This window comes from Oerskovia paurometabola (assembly GCF_016907365.1).
Taxonomy (GTDB): domain Bacteria; phylum Actinomycetota; class Actinomycetes; order Actinomycetales; family Cellulomonadaceae; genus Oerskovia; species Oerskovia paurometabola.
Map to the genome: position 1 here is coordinate 1,423,294 of NZ_JAFBBV010000001.1, position 21,193 is coordinate 1,444,486.

General features: G+C 72.5%; 14 protein-coding genes, 1 pseudogene and 1 riboswitch. Of the genes and pseudogenes, 7 read left to right on the forward strand and 8 right to left on the reverse strand.

Going from position 1 to position 21,193, the window contains the following annotated elements; translation table 11 throughout:
- Positions 1–61 precede the first annotated feature (61 nt).
- Positions 62–152: riboswitch (ZMP/ZTP riboswitch) on the forward strand.
- A gap of 79 nt (positions 153–231) precedes the next feature.
- From glyA to JOD48_RS06390, 4 genes are all read left to right on the forward strand, one after another.
- A complete protein-coding gene (gene glyA / locus JOD48_RS06375; protein ID WP_191789406.1) occupies positions 232–1,515 on the forward strand; it encodes a serine hydroxymethyltransferase in 1,284 nt (427 codons plus the stop codon).
- Positions 1,516–1,625: 110 nt separating this feature from the next.
- Positions 1,626–2,519, forward strand: coding sequence for a bifunctional methylenetetrahydrofolate dehydrogenase/methenyltetrahydrofolate cyclohydrolase (locus JOD48_RS06380; RefSeq protein WP_204808118.1), 894 nt, complete (start codon positions 1,626–1,628; stop codon positions 2,517–2,519).
- Between the two features lie 98 nt (positions 2,520–2,617).
- Positions 2,618–4,081, forward strand: a complete 1,464-nt coding sequence (locus tag JOD48_RS06385; RefSeq protein WP_204808120.1) for an MFS transporter — start codon at positions 2,618–2,620, stop codon at positions 4,079–4,081.
- A gap of 121 nt (positions 4,082–4,202) precedes the next feature.
- Positions 4,203–5,006 (forward strand): exodeoxyribonuclease III, encoded by an 804-nt coding sequence (locus JOD48_RS06390; RefSeq protein ID WP_204808122.1) that lies wholly within the window; start codon positions 4,203–4,205, stop codon positions 5,004–5,006.
- A 21-nt stretch (positions 5,007–5,027) separates the two neighbouring features.
- Here JOD48_RS06390 and JOD48_RS06395 read toward each other — a convergent pair whose 3' ends face one another.
- Positions 5,028–6,323, reverse strand: a complete 1,296-nt coding sequence (locus JOD48_RS06395) for an MFS transporter (protein WP_204808124.1) — start codon at positions 6,321–6,323, stop codon at positions 5,028–5,030.
- Between the two features lie 89 nt (positions 6,324–6,412).
- Between JOD48_RS06395 and JOD48_RS06400 the strand changes: the two genes are divergently transcribed.
- The 3 genes from JOD48_RS06400 to JOD48_RS06410 all read left to right on the forward strand — a co-directional run bounded on the left by JOD48_RS06400 (position 6,413) and on the right by JOD48_RS06410 (position 12,875).
- The gene (locus tag JOD48_RS06400; protein ID WP_307824008.1) at positions 6,413–7,021 is read left to right on the forward strand and encodes an ArsR family transcriptional regulator; all 609 of its coding nucleotides are present in this window, start codon (positions 6,413–6,415) and stop codon (positions 7,019–7,021) included.
- Between the two features lie 174 nt (positions 7,022–7,195).
- On the forward strand, positions 7,196–10,507 hold the full coding sequence (locus JOD48_RS06405; RefSeq protein ID WP_307824009.1) for a 3-keto-alpha-glucoside-1,2-lyase-like domain-containing protein: 3,312 nt from the start codon (positions 7,196–7,198) through the stop codon (positions 10,505–10,507).
- A 178-nt stretch (positions 10,508–10,685) separates the two neighbouring features.
- On the forward strand, positions 10,686–12,875 hold the full coding sequence (locus JOD48_RS06410; protein ID WP_204808126.1) for an MMPL family transporter: 2,190 nt from the start codon (positions 10,686–10,688) through the stop codon (positions 12,873–12,875).
- On the opposite strand, the gene galK is transcribed toward JOD48_RS06410, so the two are convergent.
- The 7 genes and pseudogenes from galK to JOD48_RS06440 all read right to left on the reverse strand — a co-directional run bounded on the left by galK (position 12,852) and on the right by JOD48_RS06440 (position 21,143).
- Complete coding sequence (gene galK, locus JOD48_RS06415) at positions 12,852–14,207, reverse strand: galactokinase (RefSeq protein ID WP_372440793.1); 1,356 nt, start codon at positions 14,205–14,207, stop codon at positions 12,852–12,854. The genes JOD48_RS06410 and galK overlap by 24 nt on opposite strands.
- Positions 14,181–15,362: pseudogene (galT, locus tag JOD48_RS19490) on the reverse strand (galactose-1-phosphate uridylyltransferase); the annotation flags it as partial. The gene galK and the pseudogene galT, both read right to left, overlap by 27 nt.
- Positions 15,359–16,213 (reverse strand): DeoR/GlpR family DNA-binding transcription regulator, encoded by an 855-nt coding sequence (locus tag JOD48_RS06420; RefSeq protein WP_204808128.1) that lies wholly within the window; start codon positions 16,211–16,213, stop codon positions 15,359–15,361. The pseudogene galT and the gene JOD48_RS06420, both read right to left, overlap by 4 nt.
- Before the next feature lie 160 nt (positions 16,214–16,373).
- Positions 16,374–17,708, reverse strand: coding sequence for an ABC transporter permease (locus tag JOD48_RS06425; RefSeq protein ID WP_204808130.1), 1,335 nt, complete (start codon positions 17,706–17,708; stop codon positions 16,374–16,376).
- Positions 17,705–18,397, reverse strand: a complete 693-nt coding sequence (locus JOD48_RS06430) for an ABC transporter ATP-binding protein (RefSeq protein ID WP_204810404.1) — start codon at positions 18,395–18,397, stop codon at positions 17,705–17,707. The genes JOD48_RS06425 and JOD48_RS06430 overlap by 4 nt, the downstream gene beginning before the upstream one ends.
- A gap of 122 nt (positions 18,398–18,519) precedes the next feature.
- Positions 18,520–20,169 (reverse strand): efflux RND transporter periplasmic adaptor subunit, encoded by a 1,650-nt coding sequence (locus JOD48_RS06435; protein ID WP_307824010.1) that lies wholly within the window; start codon positions 20,167–20,169, stop codon positions 18,520–18,522.
- Complete coding sequence (locus JOD48_RS06440; protein ID WP_204808132.1) at positions 20,166–21,143, reverse strand: hypothetical protein; 978 nt, start codon at positions 21,141–21,143, stop codon at positions 20,166–20,168. Before JOD48_RS06440 ends, JOD48_RS06435 begins: the two co-directional genes overlap by 4 nt.
- Positions 21,144–21,193 lie beyond the last annotated feature (50 nt).

A 21,193-nucleotide genomic window follows, 5' to 3' on the forward strand; every position in this document is an offset into this window, starting at 1 on the left:
GGACGTGGGCTAGGATCGTGCTCGTCGCGACTGGCGCACCCGCGCCCCGCACGCCGCCCCCAGGGGAGGCCGCGGGACGGACGGGAATGGTGGATCACCACCGGGGAGCGGCATGCTGTGTAGACGACGGGTCGTTCGCCTGGGCCCCGGGTCGCCCCCTGTGGGGAGCGTGCCCGGACGGGGTATGCCCTCCCGCGAGACCGTCATCCGCAGACAGACCCAAGGAGACGCATGAGCGCTCAGCCGAACGTCCTGAACCAGTCCCTGCTCGAGGTGGACCCGGAGATCGCCGCGGTCCTCGACGGTGAGCTCGCGCGCCAGCGCGACACCCTCGAGATGATCGCCTCGGAGAACTTCGTGCCGCGCGCCGTCCTGCAGGCGCAGGGCTCGGTCCTCACGAACAAGTACGCCGAGGGCTACCCGGGCCGCCGCTACTACGGTGGCTGCGAGCAGGTCGACGTCGCCGAGAACCTCGCGATCGCCCGCGCCAAGTCGCTGTTCGGCGCCGAGCACGCCAACGTCCAGCCGCACTCCGGCGCGACCGCGAACGCGGCCGTCCTGCACGCCCTCATCAACAAGGGCGACAAGATCCTCGGCCTCGAGCTGGCGCACGGCGGCCACCTCACGCACGGCATGAAGATCAACTTCTCCGGCAAGCTGTACGACGTCTCGGCGTACGGCGTGGACCCGCAGTCGTACCGCATCGAGATGGACGAGGTCCGCAAGACGGCTCTCGAGACCCGCCCCGACGTGATCATCGCCGGCTGGTCCGCGTACCCGCGCCACATCGACTTCGCGGCGTTCCGTGAGATCGCTGACGAGGTCGGCGCGAAGCTCTGGGTCGACATGGCGCACTTCGCCGGCCTCGTCGCCGCGGGTCTGCACCCGTCCCCGGTGCCGTACGCCGACGTCGTGTCCTCGACGGTCCACAAGACCATCGGCGGCCCCCGCTCGGGCTTCATCCTCTCCAAGGAGGAGTACGCCAAGAAGATCGACTCCGCGGTGTTCCCGGGTCAGCAGGGTGGCCCGCTCATGCACGTCGTGGCTGCGAAGGCCGTGTCGTTCAAGATCGCCGCCTCGGACGACTTCAAGGACCGTCAGGAGCGCACGCTGCGCGGCGCGAGCATCATCGCGGACCGCCTGGCGCAGCCCGACGTCGCCGAGAAGGGTGTCTCGGTCCTCACCGGCGGCACCGACGTGCACCTGGTCCTCGTGGACCTGCGCCACTCGGAGCTCGACGGCCAGCAGGCCGAGGACCTCCTGCACGCCGTGGGCATCACCGTGAACCGCAACGCCGTGCCGTTCGACCCGCGTCCCCCGCGCGTCACGTCGGGCCTGCGCATCGGCACGCCCGCGCTCGCGACCCGTGGCTTCGGGGACGCCGAGTTCACGGAGGTCGCCGAGATCATCGCTGCGACCCTCAAGGCCGGTGCCGGCGCGGACGTCGAGGGCCTGAGCGCTCGCGTGCGCAAGCTGACGGCCGACTTCCCGCTGTACCCGGGACTGTCGCAGTAAGTCACGCACGACCCGCTGAGTGCGGAGTACTTGTCGCCGATCCGGCCGATCCGCGACAACTGCTCCGCACTCAGCGGTCTGTTCGTCCCCGCCAGACCCCGAGGAGCCCCATGACCGCGCAGATCCTGGACGGCAAGGCCACCGCCGCCGCCATCAAGGCCGAGCTCAAGACCCGTCTCGTGACCCTCGCCGAGCACGGCGTCGTGCCGGGCCTCGGCACCCTCCTGGTCGGCGACGACCCGGGCTCGCAGTGGTACGTCGCGGGCAAGCACCGCGACTGCGCCGAGATCGGGCTCTCCTCGATCCGCGAGGACCTGCCCGCCGAGGCCACGCAGGAGGAGATCGAGGCCGCGGTCCGCCGCCTCAACGAGGACCCCGCGTGCACGGGCTACATCGTGCAGCTCCCGCTCCCGAAGGGCATCGACACCAACCGCGTGCTCGAGCTCATCGACCCCGACAAGGACGCCGACGGCCTGCACCCGACCAACCTCGGGCGTCTCGTGCTGCGCGTCAACGAGGACGTCACGTCGCCGCTGCCGTGCACGCCGCGCGGCATCATCGAGCTCATCGAGCGCCACGGCGTCTCGCTCGCGGGCAAGGAGGTCGTGGTCGTGGGCCGCGGTGTGACCGTGGGCCGCTCGATCGGCCTGCTCCTCACGCGCCGTGCCGTCAACGCGACGGTGACCCTCACGCACACGGGCACCCAGGACCTGGCCTCGCTCGTCCGGCGAGCCGACGTCGTCGTCGCGGCGGCAGGCGTCAAGGGCATCATCACGCGCGACATGGTCAAGCCGGGCGCCGTCGTGATCGACGTGGGCGTCTCGCGCGAGGTCGACGAGGAGACGGGCAAGAGCCGCGTCGTGGGCGACGCCGACCCGGCTGTGGCCGAGGTCGCGGGCTGGATCTCGCCCAACCCCGGCGGCGTGGGGCCCATGACGCGCGCGATGCTCCTCGCGAACGTCGTGGACTCGGCCGAGCGCGCGGCGGGCATCGCCAGCGCCTGACCCGTTCCCGGGACGGGCGTGACCTGCGGGTCGCGCCCGTCCCGTCGTTTCCTGACGTCCTGTCGTGCGCCGGCCCTGCGCAGGACTAGTGTTCCGCCATGACCCCCGCGTCCCGGGCAGGGGGGGACGACGGCATCGCGGCCCTCGTCCCTGCGCCTCTCGCCGTCCCCCCGTCCGTCCGGCGCGCCCGCCGCAGCGCCACGGCCGCGTACGCGGCGCAGGGCTTCGGGTTCGCCGTGATGCTGACCAACGTCCCGACGTACGAGCGCTACCTCGGCATCGGCCCCGACGTCATCACGCTCGTGATCCTCGGCGTCTGCGTGTGCGCGGCGACGGGCAGCGCGCTGTCGGGGTGGCTCGCGGCCCGGTTCGGGTCGGCGCGCGTCGTGACGGGCGGGCTCCTCGTCGCGGCGGCGGGGATCCTCGCGGTCGGGCTGAGCGCCGGGGGCGGGCTGCTCGCGACCTTCTTCCTCGCGTTCGCGGTGTACGGTCTCGCGCTCGGGTCCGTCGACGCGTCGACGTCCATGCAGGGCATCGACGTGCAGCGCGCCTACGGGCGCAGCCTCATCGCGGCGTTCTTCGCGGCCAACGCGGCGGGCGGGGTCGTCGGTTCGCTCGCGGTCTCGGGGGCTGCGGCCCTGGGGCTCGCGCTGCCCGTGTCGCTCGCTCTCGTGGCGGGGGTGGTCACGGTGGCGGTGCTCGTGCTGCGGGCGGGGCTGCTCTCGCGGACCGCGGCGGTCGCGGTCGCGGGGTCCTCCGGGGGGCCTGCGGCGGGGAGCGGGAGCCAGCTGCCCGACGGCGTCGCTCCCGCCGCCGGGTCGGCCGGCGGGTCCGCGGTGACCGGCCAGGGCGAGGCGGGGGTCGGCGCTGCCGCTGCGGCCGGCGCTCGGGGCGCGACCGGCATGGTGGGCGCCGGGACCGTGATCGTGCTGGGCATCGCGATGCTGGCCTTCCCCGTCGCGGACTCCGCGGTCTCGAGCTGGGGCGCGACGTTCCTGCAGGGCGTGCTCGGGGCGAGCGCCGTCGTCGGGCCGCTGGGCTTCGGCGCCTACCAGGCGACCCTCATCTGCTCACGGCTCCTGGGAGACCGGGCGGTCGAACGCTGGGGGCGCGTGCGGGTCGTGGCGCTCGGAGGCGCCGTGGGCGTCGTGGGGCTCGGGCTCGTCGCGGTCTCGCCCGTGTGGCCGCTCGCGGTGCTGGGGTTCGCCGCGACCGGGCTGGGGCTCGGGGTCGTGGCGCCCATGGCGTTCTCGGCCGCGGGCGACCGGGCGGCGGAGGCCGTCGCGGGGGCCGGTGCTGGGGCCGGTGCGACGGTCGGTGCCGCGGGGCCGAGCACGGACCTCCCGACGGTCGAGGACGCGACCGACCGCGCGGTGGCCAGGCTCAACGTCTTCACGTACGTCGGCGCGGTGCTCGGCGGCGCGATGACCGGGGTCTTCGCGACGACCGACGCGCTGCGCGCAGGGTTCGGGGTGCTGGCCGTGCTGGCGCTCGCGACGGTGCTGCTCGCGGGGAGGTTCCGCGAGGCGTCGCTGCCGGAGGACCTGTCAGAACCAGCGTGATGCGGGGGTTTCGCTCGCTCTGACACGTGCCGTGCGGCCACGGGCTGTCCATGGTGGGCCGTGACCAGCGTCTCGCCGCGCGGTTTTCGCTCGTGTGGGTGGCGTGGGGTTTGATGTCGAGGTGCTCACGATCGCTACAGCCAATGTCAACGGGATCCGCGCCGCCTACCGCCGGGGGATGGACGCCTGGGTCGCGTCGCGCACCCCGGACGTCATGCTGCTGCAGGAGGTCCGCGCGCCTGACGAGATCCTGAACGAGCTCGTGGGCGAGGACTGGCACATCGCGCACCAGGCGTGCGACATCAAGGGCCGGGCCGGTGTCGCGGTCGCTTCGCGCCTGCCCGTGACGGCAGTGCGCGTCGGGCTGGGCAAGGGCGAGCCTGAGCCTCCGGTCGACACGGGCCGCTGGGTCGAGGCCGACCTCGAGCTGCCGTCGGGCGAGAGGCTCACGGTCGTCTCGACGTACATCCACTCGGGCACCGCGGGCACGCCCAAGATGGACGAGAAGTACGCCTACCTCGAGAAGGTCACCGAGCGCCTGCGCGAGCTCTCCGCAGCGGGCGGTCTCGCGGTCGTCGCGGGCGACGTGAACATCGCGCACAAGAACGTCGACATCAAGAACTGGAAGGGCAACCAGAAGTCGGCCGGCTTCCTCCCCGAGGAGCGTGACTACCTGGACACCTGGTTCGACGAGCTCGGCTGGGTCGACCTCGGTCGCAAGCACGGCGGCGAGGGCCCCGGGCCGTTCACCTGGTGGTCGTGGCGCGGGCAGGCGTTCGTCAACGACTCGGGGTGGCGCATCGACTACCAGCTCGCGACGCCCGCGCTCGCCGAGCGCGCGGTCAAGGTCGAGGTCGACCGCGCCGACGACTACGAGAGCCGCTGGAGCGACCATGCCGCGCTGGTCGCGACGTACGACCTCTGACGGGACGCTCCCGCCCCAGCGTCAGTCGCGGGCCGGGACGGGCAGCTCGCTCATGCGGGACAACGGTGACAGCAGCACGGGCAGTGCCCCGAGCGACATGACGAGCGCCCCGACCCACAGGGCGGGCGCCACGCCCCACACGGTCCCGATCCACCCGCCGAGCAGTCCGCCGATCGGGAGGGGGCCCCACACGAGGAACCGGGCCGAGGCGTTCATGCGCCCCAGCAGCGCGGGCGGGCAGAGCCGCTGGCGGAAGCTCACCTGCGCGACGTTGTAGACGACGACGGCGAGGTTGAACACGAAGCCCCCGACGACGAGCACGACCGCTACGAGTGCATCGGCGGCGCCCGTGGCCGCCACCCAGGCTGCCGCGGGCGTGATCGCGTACGAGACCCCGGTGAACACCGCTGAGGCGGGGATGACCCGCGCCGGGCCGACCCACCGTGCCGCCCGGTCGGCGAGGACCGCACCGAGCAGCCCGCCGGCCGCGCTCGCCGACAGCACGACGCCGTAGGTCGCCGTCCCGACGTCGAGCGTGCGCAGCGCGAAGATCACCACGACCGCGTTGCCGATCGCGCCGCCCAGGTTGCCGAGCGACGTGCACGCGAGGATGCGGCGGAGCAGGGGCTCGCTCGCGACGAAGCGGAGCCCTTCGGCGATCTCGGTGCGCAGGGGGCGTCGTGCCGCCGGGTCGGGGAGGTCCTCGTGGTGGCGGATCCGCGAGACGGCGAGCGCGCTCGCGAGATAGGTGCAGACGGTCGCGACCATGACGAGCGGTGCGGACAGCACGCGCAGCGCGACGCCGCCGATCGCGGGTCCGGCGATCATCGCGACGGACTGGGTCGCCTGGAGCTTGGAGTTTCCTTCGACGACGTGGTCGAGCCCGACGAGGCCGGGTACGTAGCTCTGGTGCGCGACGTCGAAGAAGAGGCTGAACGTGCTGATGACGACGGCCGCGCCGATGAGCAGTCCCATGCTCGCGTGGCCGGTCAGGGCGGCGACGACCACGGCCGAGAGGATCGCGGCACGCGCGAGGTCGGCGGTGACGAGGACCCGGCGCTTGCGCATCCGGTCGACCCAGGCACCCGCGGGCAGGCTGAGCAGGAGGAAGGCCGCGGTCTCGGCGGCGTTGAGGGCGCCCATCTGCCACTCGCTCGCGTGCAGGTGGGACACGGCGAAGATCGGCAGGACGAACCCCGTGAGCTGGGCGCCGAGCTGGCCCAGCGCGTCCCCGCCCCACAGGTGCCGGAAGTCGCGATGGTGGACCAGGCTGCGCGGGGGAGCAGTGGTGCTCGGCGCGGGCTCGTCGGGCGTCATGGGGGCAGCCTGGTGCAAGTGATTGAGGAATGTCAATCAGTTAGCCTGTGGGGGTGACCCCGGATCGTGCTACTCACCCCACGCCGCCAGTGTCCGAGCCCGTGGCCGGCGCGGCGGCGCCAGTTCCTGTGGCCGGCGGTGCCGCGCGCGGTGCGCACGCGCCGACTGCCGACCTGCCGACGGCTGGCGACTCGGTCGCCGAGCGGGACGCCGACGCGCGCGCTCTGGCGTCGACGCTCCGGGTGCGGATCCTGCGCATCTGCCTCGACGAACCGCGGACCAACAAGGAGATCGCCCAGGTGCTCGGCAAGAACCCGGCGACGACGCTCCATCACGTCCGCACGCTCGTCGCGCGGGGGTTTCTCGCGGCGCAGCCCGAGCGCACGGGGGCGCGGGGGGCGCGGGAGGTGCCGTACCTCGCGACGGGCAGGTCGTGGACCGCGGACCTGGGGCCGGGTGGTCACCGCGTGCTGCTCGACGCGTTCCTGGAGGAGCTGGCCGTGGCTGATCCTGCGACCGTCGACATGGGGCGGCTCGGCCTGCGGCTCGACGCCGAGGGGCGGGACGAGCTCTCGCGACGCCTCAACGAGGTCCTCGAGGACTTCCGGCAGCGTGAGCCGGTGGCCGACGGCGAGCCGTGGTCGGTGTTCGTCGCGATCCACCACGACACGAGCCGCGACCCGCGCCCGAGTGCATGATCTCGCTGCGACTCGCCGGGCGTGTCGCAGCAGAATCATGCACTCAACGCGGTGGAGCCGGGTCGTCCGGTCTTAATCTGCCTGACAACTTGCAACTTTTGGTTGACAGAAGACAAAAGCCTCCTTAGGGTCCGAGAGTCAACGCTGACTCGTCTTCAAGGAGGAAGATCTCCAGTGCGAATCCCCTCACGTCATCGAAGAGGCCTCTCAGGCCTGCTCGGAGCCTCGCTGCTCGTCCCGCTCGCCTTCGCCGGAGCGCTCCCTTCCGCCCAGGCGGCCGACACCGAGATGGAGCCGGGCGTCACGCTCCGTACCTTCCAGCTCGCCCAGGACCCCGGGTCCGTGTGCACCCTCAAGTCGGGAACCACGCCCAACGTCGACAAGCTCATGCCGACGATCGACTGGAGCACGCCCGAGCAGTTCGGCGCGTCGGACCGCTTCATCACGCACGCGCTCGCGACGCTCACGGTTCCCGCCGAGGGCGAGTACACGTTCCGCGTGACCAACGACGACGGCGCGCTCGTCTACGTCGACGACCAGCTCCTCCTCGAGAACGACGGCCCGAACGACTCGACGTCGGTCGAGGGGGCGATCACCTTGACCGCAGGGGCGCACGACCTGCGGGTCGAGTACTACGAGGGCACCGACAAGCAGCGCCTGACGCTCGCGTGGAAGACCCCGGGGTCCTCGACGTTCCAGGTCGTCCCGACGTCTGCCCTGAGCACCGAGGCGAACGTCGTGCGGGTCACCGCGCCCGGCAACAAGTACTGCGAGGGGGCCACGGACACCTCGGGCGACGGGCTGCGCCTGGACACGGTCAACCCGAACTACGAGCTGATCGACCTGCGCCCCGCGGGCTTCGAGCCCAAGGTCTCGGGCCTCGCGTTCACGCCGGACGAGAAGCTCGCCGTCGTGACCACGGGCGACGTGAGCTCCGGCGGCTGGCGGCCCGACCCGACGACCGGTGAGGTGTACCTCCTCGACGGCGTGATCGACGCGACCGGACCCGAGGACGTCACGGTCACCAAGGTCGCGGACAAGCTGCTCAACCCGATGGGCATCGAAGTCATCGAGGACTCGATCTTCGTCTCCGAGCGGTACCAGCTCACGCAGCTCACCGACCCGGACGGCGACGGCTTCTACGACACGCACACGAAGATCGCGGGGTGGCCCGACGGGGGTAACTTCCACGAGTTCGCGTTCGGCCTGATCCACGACGAGAACTACTTCTACGTCAACCTCTCCGTAGCGATCGACAACGGCGGCGCGACGACCACCCCGCAGCCCGCCGCCAACCGTGGCACGTCGATCAAGATCGACCGCGCGACGGGCGAGGTCACCTACGTCGCGGGCGGCCTGCGCACGCCGAACGGCATCGGCTTCGGCCCCGAGGGCGAGATCTTCGGGACGGACAACCAGGGCGCGTGGCTGCCCGCGAACAAGCTCGTGCACATCGAGCAGGACAAGTTCTTCAACCACTTCACCACCCCGGCCGGGCCGTTCGACGCGAACCCCGTGTCCCAGCCCGCGCTGTGGCTCCCGCAGAACGAGATCGCCAACTCCCCGGGCAATCCGATCCTCGTGCAGGACGGCGAGTTCGCGGGCCAGATGCTGCTCGGCGACGTCACCTACGGCGGTCTCCAGCGCGCGTTCCTCGAGAAGGTCGACGGCGAGTTCCAGGGGGCCGTCTTCCGCCACACCGCGGGCCTCGAGGTGGGCGCCAACCGCGTCATCACGGGCCCCGACGGCGCGCTGTACGTCGGCGGGACGGGCGAGGGCGGCAACTGGGGCGAGTCCGGCAAGCTGCGGTTCGGCCTGCAGAAGCTCGCGACGGTCAACGAGGACTCGTTCGACATGGTGGAGATGCGCGTCGTCGAGGGCGGGTTCGAGATCGAGTACACCGACCCGGTGTCCGACGCCGTGGTCGCGAAGCTGGCCGACGCCTACCGCCTCACGCAGTGGCGCTACGTGCCGACCCAGCAGTACGGCGGGCCCAAGGTCGACGAGCAGCCGCTGTTCGTCACGGACGCCACCGTGTCCGAGGACCGCACCACGGTCACCCTCACGGTCGACGGGCTCAAGCCCGGCCACGTCGTGCACCTGCGCTCGCCGCGCCCGTTCGCCTCGGACGAGGGTGCCGAGCTCCTGAGCACCGAGGCCTGGTACACGCTCAACTCGCTGCCCGGCTACGTCGCCCCGGCGGACCGCGGCTGGTACGAGGCCGAGGAGGCGCAGCCGCTCGGTGGCTCGAGCCTCGGCTCGGACCACAGCAACTACTCCGGCACGGGCTTCGCCGCCGGTATGCAGAACGTCGGCTCCGGCCGCACGTTCGCCGTGACGGTTCCCGAGGCGGGCACCTACCCGCTCAACCTGCGCTACGCGAACGGCATCCACCCGTACACCGAGCTGCGCTCCAAGGACGTGTCGCTCTACGTCAACGGCCAGAAGGTCGGCCCGTGGACGCTGCCCACGACCGGCGACTGGAAGGTCTGGGACACGATCACGCGTGACGTCGCTCTCACGGCGGGGCACAACACGATCACCCTCAAGTACGACCAGGGTGACCAGGGCAACGTGAACCTCGACGTGCTGTCGATCGGGCAGAACCCCGACATCTGCTCCCCGGCCGACGTCGAGGACGGCTACCGCGGCATCTTCGACGGCACCCTCGCGAGCCTGGCCGACTGGAAGCTCGCGGGCTCCGGGACGTTCGGCCGCCAGGACGACTGCTCGATCCGCACCAACGGCGGCATGGGTCTGCTCTGGTACACGGCCCAGGAGCTCGAGGAGTACTCGCTCAAGCTCGACTGGAAGCTCGTCAAGGACGACAACGGCGGCGTGTTCGTCGGCTTCCCGAACCCCGGCAACGACCCCTGGGTCGCGGTCAACCAGGGGTACGAGATCCAGATCGACGCGAGCGACGCGGCCGACCGCACCACGGGCGCGATCTACACGTTCCAGGGTGCTGACGCGGCGGCCGTGAGCGCGGCCCTCAAGCCCGTCGGGCAGTGGAACGCGTACGACATCCGTGTCGAGGGCGACCGCATCCGGATCTACCTCAACGACGTGCTCGTCAACGACTTCACGAGCACCGACCCGGCGCGCGACCTGTCGAGCGGGTTCATCGGCATCCAGAACCACGGCGCCGGTGAGACGGTCTCCTACCGCAACATCCGCGTCAAGGACCTGGGTGCCGAGCCCGAGCCCGAGCTCGCGGTGTCGGTGACGGTCCAGCCCAAGTGCGTGGCCGGCAAGGTCACGCTCACCGTGCGTGCCGTCAACGACGACACGGTGCCGGTCGACGTCGTGCTCAGCACGCCGTTCGGCAAGAAGACCATGGTCGGGGTCCTGCCGGGCAAGTCCGCCCAGCAGACGTTCGCGACGCGCTCGACCTCGATCGAGGCCGGGGCGGCGACCGTGACGGCGAGCGCGGGGGACAAGGAGGTCGTGGTCGAGACGGCCTACGACGCGTCGAGCTGTGGCTGACGTGACAGCTCCTCGCTGAGTGCATGGTTCGGCTGCGACACGCCCGGTGTGTCGCAGCCGAACCACGCACCCACCACGACAGGCGCAGCCTCGTTTGCTGCTGCGGCGCAGCGTCTGTCACCATCTGCCGGGGCGTCGACGACGACGTCCCACCGTGTCGTCGGGAGGTAGTCGACCCATGCTCGCGCACCTGGGACGGGTCATGGCCCGGCATCGCATCGCCGTCCTCGCCCTGTGGGGAGTGCTCGCCCTGCTGGGCGCGGTGATCGGCGGCGGGGTCTTCGACCGCACGACGACGGTCGACAGCCTGCCGCCCGGCGCGCCGTCGGCCCGGGCCCAGGCCCTGCTCGACGAGCTCGACCCGCAGGGCGAGACGCTCACGGCGGTCGTCGGCGGGGTCGACTTCTTCACGCCCTCGCTCGTCGAGAGCGGGAGCCGCGTGATGCACGAGGTCCGGGAGATGCCGGGGGTCCTGGAGGTCTCGGACGCCTTCACGTCCGGTGGGCTGATCTCGGACGACGGCCTCGGTTCGCTCGTCGTGGTCGAGCTCGACCCCGACCTCACGGACGAGCAGGCGCTCGAGGTCGGGGACCGTGTGGCGGCTGCTCTCCAGACCATCGACGCCCCTGAGGTCGTCGTGGGCGGGGAGCTCATGGCCGAGCGGACGTTCGCCGACATCGCCACGGCCGACGCCGTGGTGGGGGAGTCGGTCGCCCTGGTGGTGCTGTGCGTCGTGCTGGTGCTCGTGCTGGGCGGCCTGCGGGCCGGGCTGGCACCGATCGTCGCCGCGCTCGCGTCGATCGCGGCCTCCCTCCTCGCGCTGAGCGCGCTCGCCGGAGCGGTGCCCGTGAGCGAGTTCGCGGTCAACGTCGTGACGCTCCTGGGCCTCGGCCTGGCGGTGGACTACAGCCTCCTGGTGATCGTGCGGTTCCGGGAGGAGCGTGAGGCGGCGCCCGGGGCCCCGCTCGAGGAGCTGCTGGCCCGGACCGTGTCGACCGCGGGCAGGGCGGTCCTCGTCTCGGGGCTCGCGGTCGCGTCGGCGCTCGGTGGGCTGCTCGTCCTGGCGGACCCCCTGCTCGCGAGCATGGCGCTGGGCGGCCTGCTCGTGGTGGCGCTCACGACGCTCGCCGGGCTCACGCTCGTGCCTGCCCTGGTCGCGGTGCTGCGCGCGTCGATCCCGGCCGCGCGGACCCGGACCTGGGCCCGCCGCCGCACGGGGCGCGGCTCCGGTCTGCTCGCCCGGTCCGCGGCGTTCGCGCAGCGCCGCCCCGTGGCCGTGACGCTCGGGTCGACTGCGGTCCTCCTGCTCCTGAGCGCGCCGCTGGCGTCGCTCGCGCTGGGCGCCTCGGACGCCCGCTCGCTCCCCCCGGGGACGCCGGAGCGGGTTGCCCAGGAGAGGATCGAGCAGGACTTCGAGATCCTGGGCGTCCAGCCGGTCGAGCTCGTGCTGGGGGCGCCCGTCGAGGATCCCGGCGTCCAGTCGTTCCTCGACGCGGTCTACGCGCTGCCCGGTGTCGAGGACGTCGAGCACCTCACCGACTTCCCGCCCGACGTGACGGTCGCCGAGGTGACCCCGGTGGGCACCGCGACGGACGAGACGGCGCAGGCCGTGGTCCGGGACGTGCGGGCGCTCGACGTCCCGTTCTCCGTGCAGGTCGCGGGCCCCGCGGCCGAGCTGGTCGACGCGACGCAGCAGTCGCGCGACCGGCTGCCCTGGGCGTTCGCCGTGGTCGTGCTGCCCGCGATGCTCCTGCTGGGCTGGCTCACCCGCTCGGTCGTGGTCCCGCTCAAGGCGTTGGTCCTGAACCTGCTCGCCCTGACCGCGTCGCTGGGGGTCCTGGTCGCGGTCTTCCAGTGGGGCTGGGGTGCGCGGTTCCTGGGCTTCGAGCCCACGGGAACGATCGACGCCACGAGTCCGGCGCTGCTGTTCGTCTTCCTGTTCGGCCTGTCGATGGACTACGAGGTCTTCCTCCTCGCGCGCATCGCGGAGGAGTGGCGCCGTCGTACGGGGGACGACCGCCGCGCGAACGACCGCGCGGTCCTCGCGGGCATCGTGGCGTCCGGTCCCGTCATCACGGTCGCGGCCGTGTCGATCGGGATCGTGTTCGCGGGCTTCGCGCTGGGTGACCTCGTGGCCATGAAGGAGATCGGGGTGGGCATGGCGGTCGCTGTCCTGCTCGACGTCACGATCGTCCGCGGCCTGCTCCTCCCGGCCTCGATGTCGCTCCTGGGGCGCTGGAACTGGTGGTTCCCGGGTGCGCGGACGCGCCACGGCCTCGGCGTCGGGCCGGACGAGGTGCGCGGCGAGGAGCCCTCGCCGCGCACCCTCGTGGGTAGCGGGACGTCAGCAGGCGCCGGCCGGGGCTGACGGTACGGCCCGCAGGAACCCGGGCGCGCCGAGCCCTGCTCGGGCGAAGGCTGCGGCGACGGCTTCCGCGACGGTGTCGGCGCGGTCGGCCGGGACCAGCGCGATCGCGGACCCGCCGAACCCGCCGCCCGTCATGCGCGCGCCCAGGGCGCCGGCGTGCCGTGCGGCCTCGACCGCGACGTCGAGCTCGGTCGCGGAGACCTCGTAGTCGTCGCGCAGGGACGCGTGGGACGCGTCCATGAGCGGCCCGACGTCGGAGGCTCGCCCCGCGCGCAGCAGCGACACCAGGTCCTGGGTCCGGGCGATCTCGGTCACCACGTGCCGGACGCGACGGCGCGAGACGTCGTCGGGCAGGCGGTCGAGCGCCTCGCCGAGGGCCTCGGCGAACGCCGCCTCGCCTCTCGGGGTTCCCTCCGCGGCGGCGATGACCGAGTCCGCGAGCTCGCGCAGGTTCGCGAGCCCCAGGGTCGCGGCGGCCGCCTCGCACGTCGCCCGTCGCTGCGCGTACTGGCCGTCGACCAGGGCGTGCTCGGCCCGGGTGTCGATCACGAGCAGCGCGAGCCCCTCGGCCGCGAGGTCGAACGGGATCTGCTCGACGGCGCGGGCAGGGTCGAGCCCCGGCCGGCAGTCGAGGAGCAGCGCATGGCCGGGGGCGCAGCGCAGCGAGGCCGACTGGTCCATGCCGCCCGTCGGGGCGCCCGCGACCTCGTTCTCGGCGCGGATCGCGGCGGCTGCGAGCGTCGCGCGACCGGCGTCGGTGGCCGCGAGACCCAGGCCGGCGACGTCGTCGATCCCGACCGCGACCGAGCACTCGAGCGCGGCCGAGGACGACAGGCCCGCGCCGTAGGGTACGCACGAGTCGACCACGGCGTCGAAGCCGCGGATGGTCTCGGCCGAACCGCCGGTCGCCTCGAGGTGCTGCCCGAGCGCCCAGGCGACCCCGGCCACGTACGCGGCCCAGCCGGTCACGGCTCCGGGCGCGACGTCCTCGAGCCGCCCGGTCCACGCGGCGCCGGGCTCCTGGGCCGAGGCGAGGCGCACGACCGAGTCGGTCCGGGGGCGCAGCGCGACGTACGTGCGGTGGGGGAGCGCGATGGGCAGGCACAGCCCGGCGTTGTAGTCGGTGTGCTCGCCGATGATGTTGACGCGCCCCGGTGCGGCGTAGACGCGGACCTCGGGGGCAACGTCCGCCTCGTCCCCGCCTTCCGTGCCGTCAGTGGGGTACGCGGCCGCGAAGGCCTGCCGGACGCGGTCCGCACCGACGTCGTCGGGCCAGGACTCGACCCACTGTGCCGCCGGGGCCGGGGCGAGCGCCTGCAGGCGCGCCGCGATCCGCTCGGGGGTGGTGTCGCTGACCCAGGCGCCCATGCCCGACTCCGAGCCCGCGAGGTACTTGAGCTTGCCCGGTGCGCGCAGCACCGAGAAGACCTGCAGGTGCAGGCGCGAGAGCTCGCGCCCCTCGCGCACCGGGGCCTGGTGCCAGGCCGCGATGTAGGGCAGGGGGACGGGCGCGCCACCCGGCCCCTCGAAGAACAGGTCGAGGCGGCGCAGGAGCTCGAGGTAGGCGACCGCGAGGTCGTCGCGCTCGGCGTCGGTGAGCGCGGGCAGGTCGGGCACGTCCCGGCGCGGCGCGACGTGCACCTCGACGGGCCAGCGGGCCGCGAAGGGCACGTAGGCGACCCAGTGCTCGGTCTGCAGGACGATGCGACGGCCGTCGGCGAGCTCGGCGTCCAGGACGTCGCGCAGCAGGTTGCCGCCCGTGCGTTCGTGGTGCGCGCGGGCCTGGGCGAGCATCGAGCGGGTCTTGGGCGTGAGGTACGGGTAGCCGTAGATCTGCCCGTGGGGGTGGTGGAGCGTGACGCCGATCTCCTGGCCGCGGTTCTCGAAGCAGAAGACCTGCTCGACGCCAGGCTCGCGCCCGAGGGCCTCGGTGCGGTCGGCCCACGCGTCGATGATGGTGCGCACTCGCTGCGGGGGCAGCGCGCCGAACGACGAGGAGTGGTCGCTCGAGAAGACGATGACCTCGCAACGGCCCGACGCCGGAGCGCGGGTCTCGAGGGTCCCCTCGCCCTCGAGCGCTCCGTCGACGTCGGAGACGCCCGGCACGAGCTGGAGCGACGGGAAGCGGTTCTCGAAGACCACGACGTCGTAGTCGGTGTCCGGGACCTCGCCGTCCGAGTAGGCCGCGCCGGGGCGGGCCGGGCACAGCGGGCACGAGTCCGCAGCGGGCAGGAACGTGCGGTTCATGCGGTGCGCGGCCATCGGGATCCAGTCGCCCGAGAGCGGGTCGAGGCGCATCTCGGGGCCCGTGTAGGGGTGCTCGTGCCCGTCGGGGCCGGTCACGGCGGCGAACCGGTCGCCCAGCGGGCGGGGGTCGTCGAGCCGACGCGTGAGCTCGCCCGCGACGTACGCGGGCGAGTCGTCGAAGTAGACGAGCTCGCGGCCGTCGGCCAGGCGGGTCGGGGTGCGGCGCAGGTGCTGGTTCATCGGGAGGTACGACCGTCCTGGGGTGCGGGGGTGGGTGGGTACGGGCCAGGCAGGGCCGGCGGAGTCGGCCCGTCGCGCGTGACGACCACGAGGTGCTCGACGACGTCACGCACGGCTGCCTGGTCGCCGGCCGGGAGGGCTTCGTCGGTCACGAGGACGTCGACCTGGTCGAGCCGCGCGAAGACGCTCAGGCCCGTGGTCGTCCACTTGGAGTGGTCGGCCAGGACGACCGTCTGCCCGGCGATCGCGACGAGCGCTCGGTTGGTCGCGGCCTCGTCCAGGTTGGGGGTCGTCAGCCCGGCCTCGACGCTCACGCCGTGCGCGCCCAGGAACGTCTGGTCCACGCGCAGGCTCGCGAGCGCGGCCTCGGTGAGGGGGCCGACCAGTGCGTCCGACGGCGTCCGGGAGCCACCGGTGAGGACGGTCTCGAGCCGCGGGTCGCCCGCGCGGTGCAGGGCCTCGGCGACCGGGAGCGAGTTCGTGACGACGGTCAGCGGGCGCAGCCGCGGGTCCGCCGCGATCTCGACCGCGAGCAGGTGCGTCGTCGTGCCCGCGGACAGGGCGATCGAGGACCCGGGGGAGACGAGACGCGCGGCGGCGCGGGCGATCGCGCGCTTCTCGTCGAGAGCAAGGGTGCTCTTGGCCTCGAACCCGGGCTCGTGGGACGTGGCCTGAGGCGAGACCGCGCCGCCGTGGACCTTGCGGAGCAGGCCCTGCTCGGCGAGCTCGAGCAGGTCTCGGCGGACCGTCATGTCGGAGACGCCGAGCTCCTGGGTCAGGTCGGCGATCCGGACGGCACCGTGGTCGCGGAGCCCCGCGAGGATGCGTTCGTGGCGCTGGGAGGCGAGCATGCAGCCATGGTGACACATTCGAACAGAAACAAACAATGTTGAACATGGTGGGGCTGGTCGTGGCGAACGTCCCGGTCGGCACGGTGGACGGCGCCGCCGCCCGACGACGACGGCCGACCACCCGGGCGGGTGGTCGGCCGTCGAGGGGTGCGTCCCGGGGTCAGATGCCCCCGCGCAGCGCGGCGATCGGCTCGATCGCCGCCGCCTTGAGTGCGGGATAGGTCCCCGCGAGCAGGCCGATCACGCCACCCAGGAGCGCCGAGCCGATCGCCATGCGGATGTCGAGGATGGGCGTCCACTCCTGCGCGACCGACACGATCACGACCGTGAACACCCCCAGCGACGCGCCGACCAGGCCGCCCAGGAGCCCGATGACCACGGACTCCACCACGAACTGCCCGGCGATGTCCCGCTTCGTCGCGCCGAGGGCACGCCGCAGACCGATCTCCCCCACACGTTCCATGACCGACAGCAGCGTGACGTTCGCGATGCCGAGGCCACCCACGAGCAGCGCGATCCCGCCCAGGGCCAGGAAGATCGCGTTGATGTCCGCCTGGACGTTCTCCTGGAGCGAGGAACCGCTCGCCGGCGCCTGGGCCTTGAAGGACTCGGGTGAGTTGGGGTCGAGGGCGACGGGCCCCTGCTCGGCGACCAAGGAACCGGCACCCGTCTCGATGTGGATCTGCAGCTCCTCGGGCGCGCCCACGAGGAAGTCCTGCCTCGCCGTGCCGACCGGGAGCACCACCGCGTCGAGGAGGTCCGTGCGTCTCTTGACGTCGCCGTAGATCCCGATGACGGTGTACGCGTCCTCGCCGATGAAGATCGACGGCTGGCTGTCGACGCGGTTGATGCCGAGCTGCTCGGCGGCGCGCTCACCGAGCACCACGACCCGGTCGTTGCGCGCGTCGTGGCCGCTGTCGAAGAAGCGTCCGACCACGACCTGCCCCCGCACGGCGTCGAGCAGACCGGCGGAGCCCGCGACGACCGCAGGGCTCGCCTTGTCGGCGACCGACGGGTCGTTGACCGGCACGGCCGTGACCTGCCGGCCCTCGACGTCGACCGGAGCGACGAGCCCCGCAGCGACGACCCCGTTGATCTGGGTGACGCGCTCCGCGCCGTCCCACGGGATGCGGCCCTTCGGGCGTGCGTCGTCCCCGGTGCCGGCCTTGGCCGGGGTGATGACGACCTGGGTCGCGGCCACGGCGTCGAACTGGCGGCTGATCTGGCCCGCGGCGGTCTGCGCGAGACCGACCGTGATCACGACCGACGCGATGCCGAGGACCGTGCCGAGGATCGTCAGGACCAGGCGCCCGGGACGGGCGCCGATCCCGTGCGCGGCCTCGGCGAAGAGGTCGCGAGCGTTGAACCGGTCGCGTGCCCGGCCTCGGTGGACCCGCTGCTCCGGCGTCCGTCGGCCGCTCGTGGGAACGTCGCCTGGCGGGTCCTGCGTCGCCCGACCAGGCAGCCGGGCCTTCAACGCCTCGAACGCCCTCATCGGTCGAGCTCCGTGAGCCGGCCGTCGGCGATCCGCACCCGGCGCTGTGCCCGGGCGGAGACAGCCGGGTCGTGGGTGATGACCACGAGCGTGAGCCCGTCCGCGTGCAGCTCGTCGAACAGCTCCATGATCTCGACCGAGTTGGTCGAGTCCAGGTTGCCCGTCGGCTCGTCGGCGAGGAGCAGGTGCGGGCTCGCGACGACGGCACGGGCGACCGCGACGCGCTGACGCTCCCCGCCCGAGAGCGTGGTCGGCGTGAAGTCGACGCGGTGCGACAGGTGGACCCGGTCCAGAGCGGCCCGCGCGCGCTCCTGCCGTTCGCCCCTCGGCACGCCGCTGTACAGCGTCGCGAGGAGGACGTTGTCGAGCACCGTGCGGTGCGGCAGCAGGTGGAAGGACTGGAAGACGAAGCCAATCCGGCCGCCCCGCAGGGCAGAGCGCACCGACTCGGACGCGCGCCCGGTCGCCACGCCGTCGAGCAGGTAGTCCCCGGACGTGGGCCGGTCCAGGAGACCCAGGAGGTTCAGGAGCGTCGACTTGCCCGAGCCGGACGGGCCGATGATCGACACGTAGTCGCCCGGTTCGATCCGCAGGTCGACCGACGTCAGGGCGTCCACGACGGGCGGCCCAGGAAAGCTCCGGGTCACGTCCACGAGCTCGACGACCGCTGGAGGGGTATCGGCCGTCACGGTGCCGGGACCCGCCCCGACCTGGTCGTCGGCAGGGGCCGCCGGGGTATCCCGACCACCGTCGAGGACGCTCGCGGGGGGACCTGCCGACCCGTTCAGGCCGAGCCAGTCGACGTCCCCGGTCACTTGCCGACCACCACCTTGTCACCGGGCTCGAGGGGGTCGTCGGACGAGACGATCTCGACGAACCCACCGGCAGCGAGGCCGGTCGTGACCGGCACGAGGTCGGTCGCCCGGTCCTTGCCCGTGCCCTTGCTCGGGCTGGCGGCGTCGCCGCGCAGGACCTCGACCCGGGACTCGCCGCCCGGCCCGGCGGTCAGCGCCGCGAGCGGCACGGCGAGCACCTCTCCGTCGGTCGAGCTCACCGGGATCGTGAGCCGGAGGTTGCTCCCCTGCAAGAGGGTGATCTGCTCCGGCGTCAGTGCGTCCGGCGCGAGCGAGACCGTGAAGCGGGCGCCCTTCTTGGCCTCGGCGCCCGACTCCTTGCCCTCGCCGTCCGCCTTGCGGGCCTCGACCGACGTCACGGTCGCGGTCCCCTCCGAGTCGTCCGGCAGGGTGAAGGTCGCCTTGGCCCCCGGCGTGAGGAGCTCGGCGTCAGAGGCACCGGCCGACGCCTCGATGACGAGCGTCGCCCCGGAGACCGCCATCACGGGGCCCGAGATCGTCGCGCCGCGCTCCACGAGCACCTCGTCGACGCGTCGCGGCAGGCCGGAGAGGAAGAGCACCTCGCTCGCAGGCAGCGCGGTCAACGTCTGCGTGCGGGCCTCGCCCAGCGCCTTCTTGGCGTCGTCCAGCTGGCGTTGCGCCCTGGTGACCGCGGCGGTCTGTGCCGCGACGTCCTTCGGCTTGTCGAGCGCAGCCCGCTGCGCCCGCGCGAGCGTGAGCGCGTCCTGCGCGCCCGCGACGTCCCCTGGCTGGGGCGGTGTCCCGGGCTCGGCTGCGGGGTCCGTCGTCCCGGCCTGTGCGGCGGCCAGGGCTCGCTCGGCCCCCCGCACGGCGTTGTCCGCCTCGAGCTTCTCGACCTCGGTCGCTCCTCCCCTCGACGTCGAGAGGTCCGCGCGAGCCGAGGTGAGCGCGTCCTCGGCGTCCTTGACCCCCTGGGTCGCGGCCTCCACGCCGTCCTTCGCCTCGTCGCCGCTCGACGGCGAGGGATACCCGACGTTCGCGTAGAGCTTGTCGACCGCGGTCGCCGTCGCGGCGTCGTAGACGTTGCTGTCGGCCTTCCCCGGGTCGATCCCGACCGCGGTGAGGGCCGCCTTGAGCTGGGCGACGTCCGGGCCCGAGACCCCCACGCGCAGGGTCCGGTAGGCGGGGAGCTCGCCGGGCAGGACGATGACCGGGCGCCCCGAGACCTCCAGGGCGATCGACGTCTGGCCGAGCTCGGCCCCGAGTGCCGGGACCTGCCCGGTCACGACCGCGGGACCGCCGAGGTCCGCGGTCTCGACCTTCACCTGGACGGCGTCGTCGTACTTGACGTCTCCGCGCAGCGTCACGTCGTTCGCGATGACCTTCTTCTCGACCGGGACGGTGATGAGCCCGGCGTCGGGGGCCTTGGCGTCTGCGGCAGCCTGCGCGGGGGAGACGACCAGGCGGCTCACGACGATGCCTGCCAGCAGGCTCAGGACGGCGATCCCGGCGACGAGCCAGATGAGGCGGTGGCCCCGCAGCCCGGTACCGGGTGCGTCGACGGCCGCCCCGCCCGCCTGCGCACCCTCGACGTCGGTCGCCGGGGTGCCGCTGGTGCGGTCTGCGCGGGAGCGAGAGAGCCTCACTTCTCGAGCTCCTTGTAGGCGGCGGCCACGCGGTCCAGGAGGTCCTTGTTCTCGTCGACGAACGTCTTCTCGAGCTCGAACTGGACCGTGCGGTGGACGTCCTGGTACCCCACCTTCTCCTGGCAGGCGTAGTCGGCCACGGCCGTGCTCCTCTCCTCCTCCTGGAGCGTGGTCAGCTCGTCCTCGCTGGGGCCCTCGCCGGTCTCGTTGTCGTACAGGGCGTTGGACGCCTCCATGAAGTAGTCCATGGCCGCCTGCGGAGTGGTGTGGTCCAGTCCGGCCTCAGCCATGCAGTCGGACCACTTCGCGGCGGCCTCGGTCAGCTTCGGCGACTTCTCGACGTCCTCGTAGAGCTTGGTGGTGGCCTCGCTGAACGCGGTCATCTCCTCGGACTCCCAGAGCTCCTGCTCGCCGCCGCTCGCCTCGTCCTGGGCGATTCCCTGACAGCCCATCTCTTCGGGGGTGAACTGCGGCATCTCGCCGTTCTCGTCGGGCTCGGCCGAGCTCATGGCACCGTAGAGGGCCTCGTAGTAGGCGTTCATCTCGGTCTCGGACATCGACGCGAGATACTCCTGGTTCGGGTCGACGAACGAGTCCATCTCGGCCTGCTCCTCCTCGGTCGGCTCCTGGTAGATGGTCATGCCGTAGCCGTACTCGGCGGCGTACTTCTCCGGGTCGTGCTCCTCCTCGTCGAAGGTGACCATGCCGGCGCTGTGGTCGACCGGGATGTACTCGAAGCCCTGCTCGACCATGCAGGCGGCCGTGAGCTCCTCGGTCTTGCGGTTCTGCTCCTCCCACTTCTTCTGCTGCGCCTCGCTGTCGAGGTCGCCGCTGATGGACTCGTAGAACGCGGTCAGCGGGCTGTCCTCGTCGGCGGAGGGCGCGTCGGCGCCGCCCCCGCAGGCAGTGAGCAGGAGCATCCCGGTGAGGCTGAGTGCCGTGATCGCGGCGGGCCGTGTCGAGGGTCGACGCATGGTGCATTCCTTCGTTCGGTGGGAAGTGGTGGGTTGGCGTGCGTGGGGGG

What these genes read in the sequence shown, in the direction of transcription:
- glyA (WP_191789406.1), top strand. Translation starts at nt 232, where the DNA reads ATGAGCGCTCAGCCGAACGTCCTGAACCAGTCCCTGCTCGAGGTGGAC.
- JOD48_RS06380 (WP_204808118.1), top strand. Translation starts at nt 1,626, where the DNA reads ATGACCGCGCAGATCCTGGACGGCAAGGCCACCGCCGCCGCCATCAAG.
- JOD48_RS06385 (WP_204808120.1), top strand. Translation starts at nt 2,618, where the DNA reads ATGACCCCCGCGTCCCGGGCAGGGGGGGACGACGGCATCGCGGCCCTC.
- JOD48_RS06395 (WP_204808124.1), bottom strand. Translation starts at nt 6,323, where the DNA reads ATGACGCCCGACGAGCCCGCGCCGAGCACCACTGCTCCCCCGCGCAGC.
- JOD48_RS06410 (WP_204808126.1), top strand. Translation starts at nt 10,686, where the DNA reads ATGCTCGCGCACCTGGGACGGGTCATGGCCCGGCATCGCATCGCCGTC.
- JOD48_RS06420 (WP_204808128.1), bottom strand. Translation starts at nt 16,213, where the DNA reads ATGCTCGCCTCCCAGCGCCACGAACGCATCCTCGCGGGGCTCCGCGAC.
- JOD48_RS06425 (WP_204808130.1), bottom strand. Translation starts at nt 17,708, where the DNA reads ATGAGGGCGTTCGAGGCGTTGAAGGCCCGGCTGCCTGGTCGGGCGACG.
- JOD48_RS06440 (WP_204808132.1), bottom strand. Translation starts at nt 21,143, where the DNA reads ATGCGTCGACCCTCGACACGGCCCGCCGCGATCACGGCACTCAGCCTC.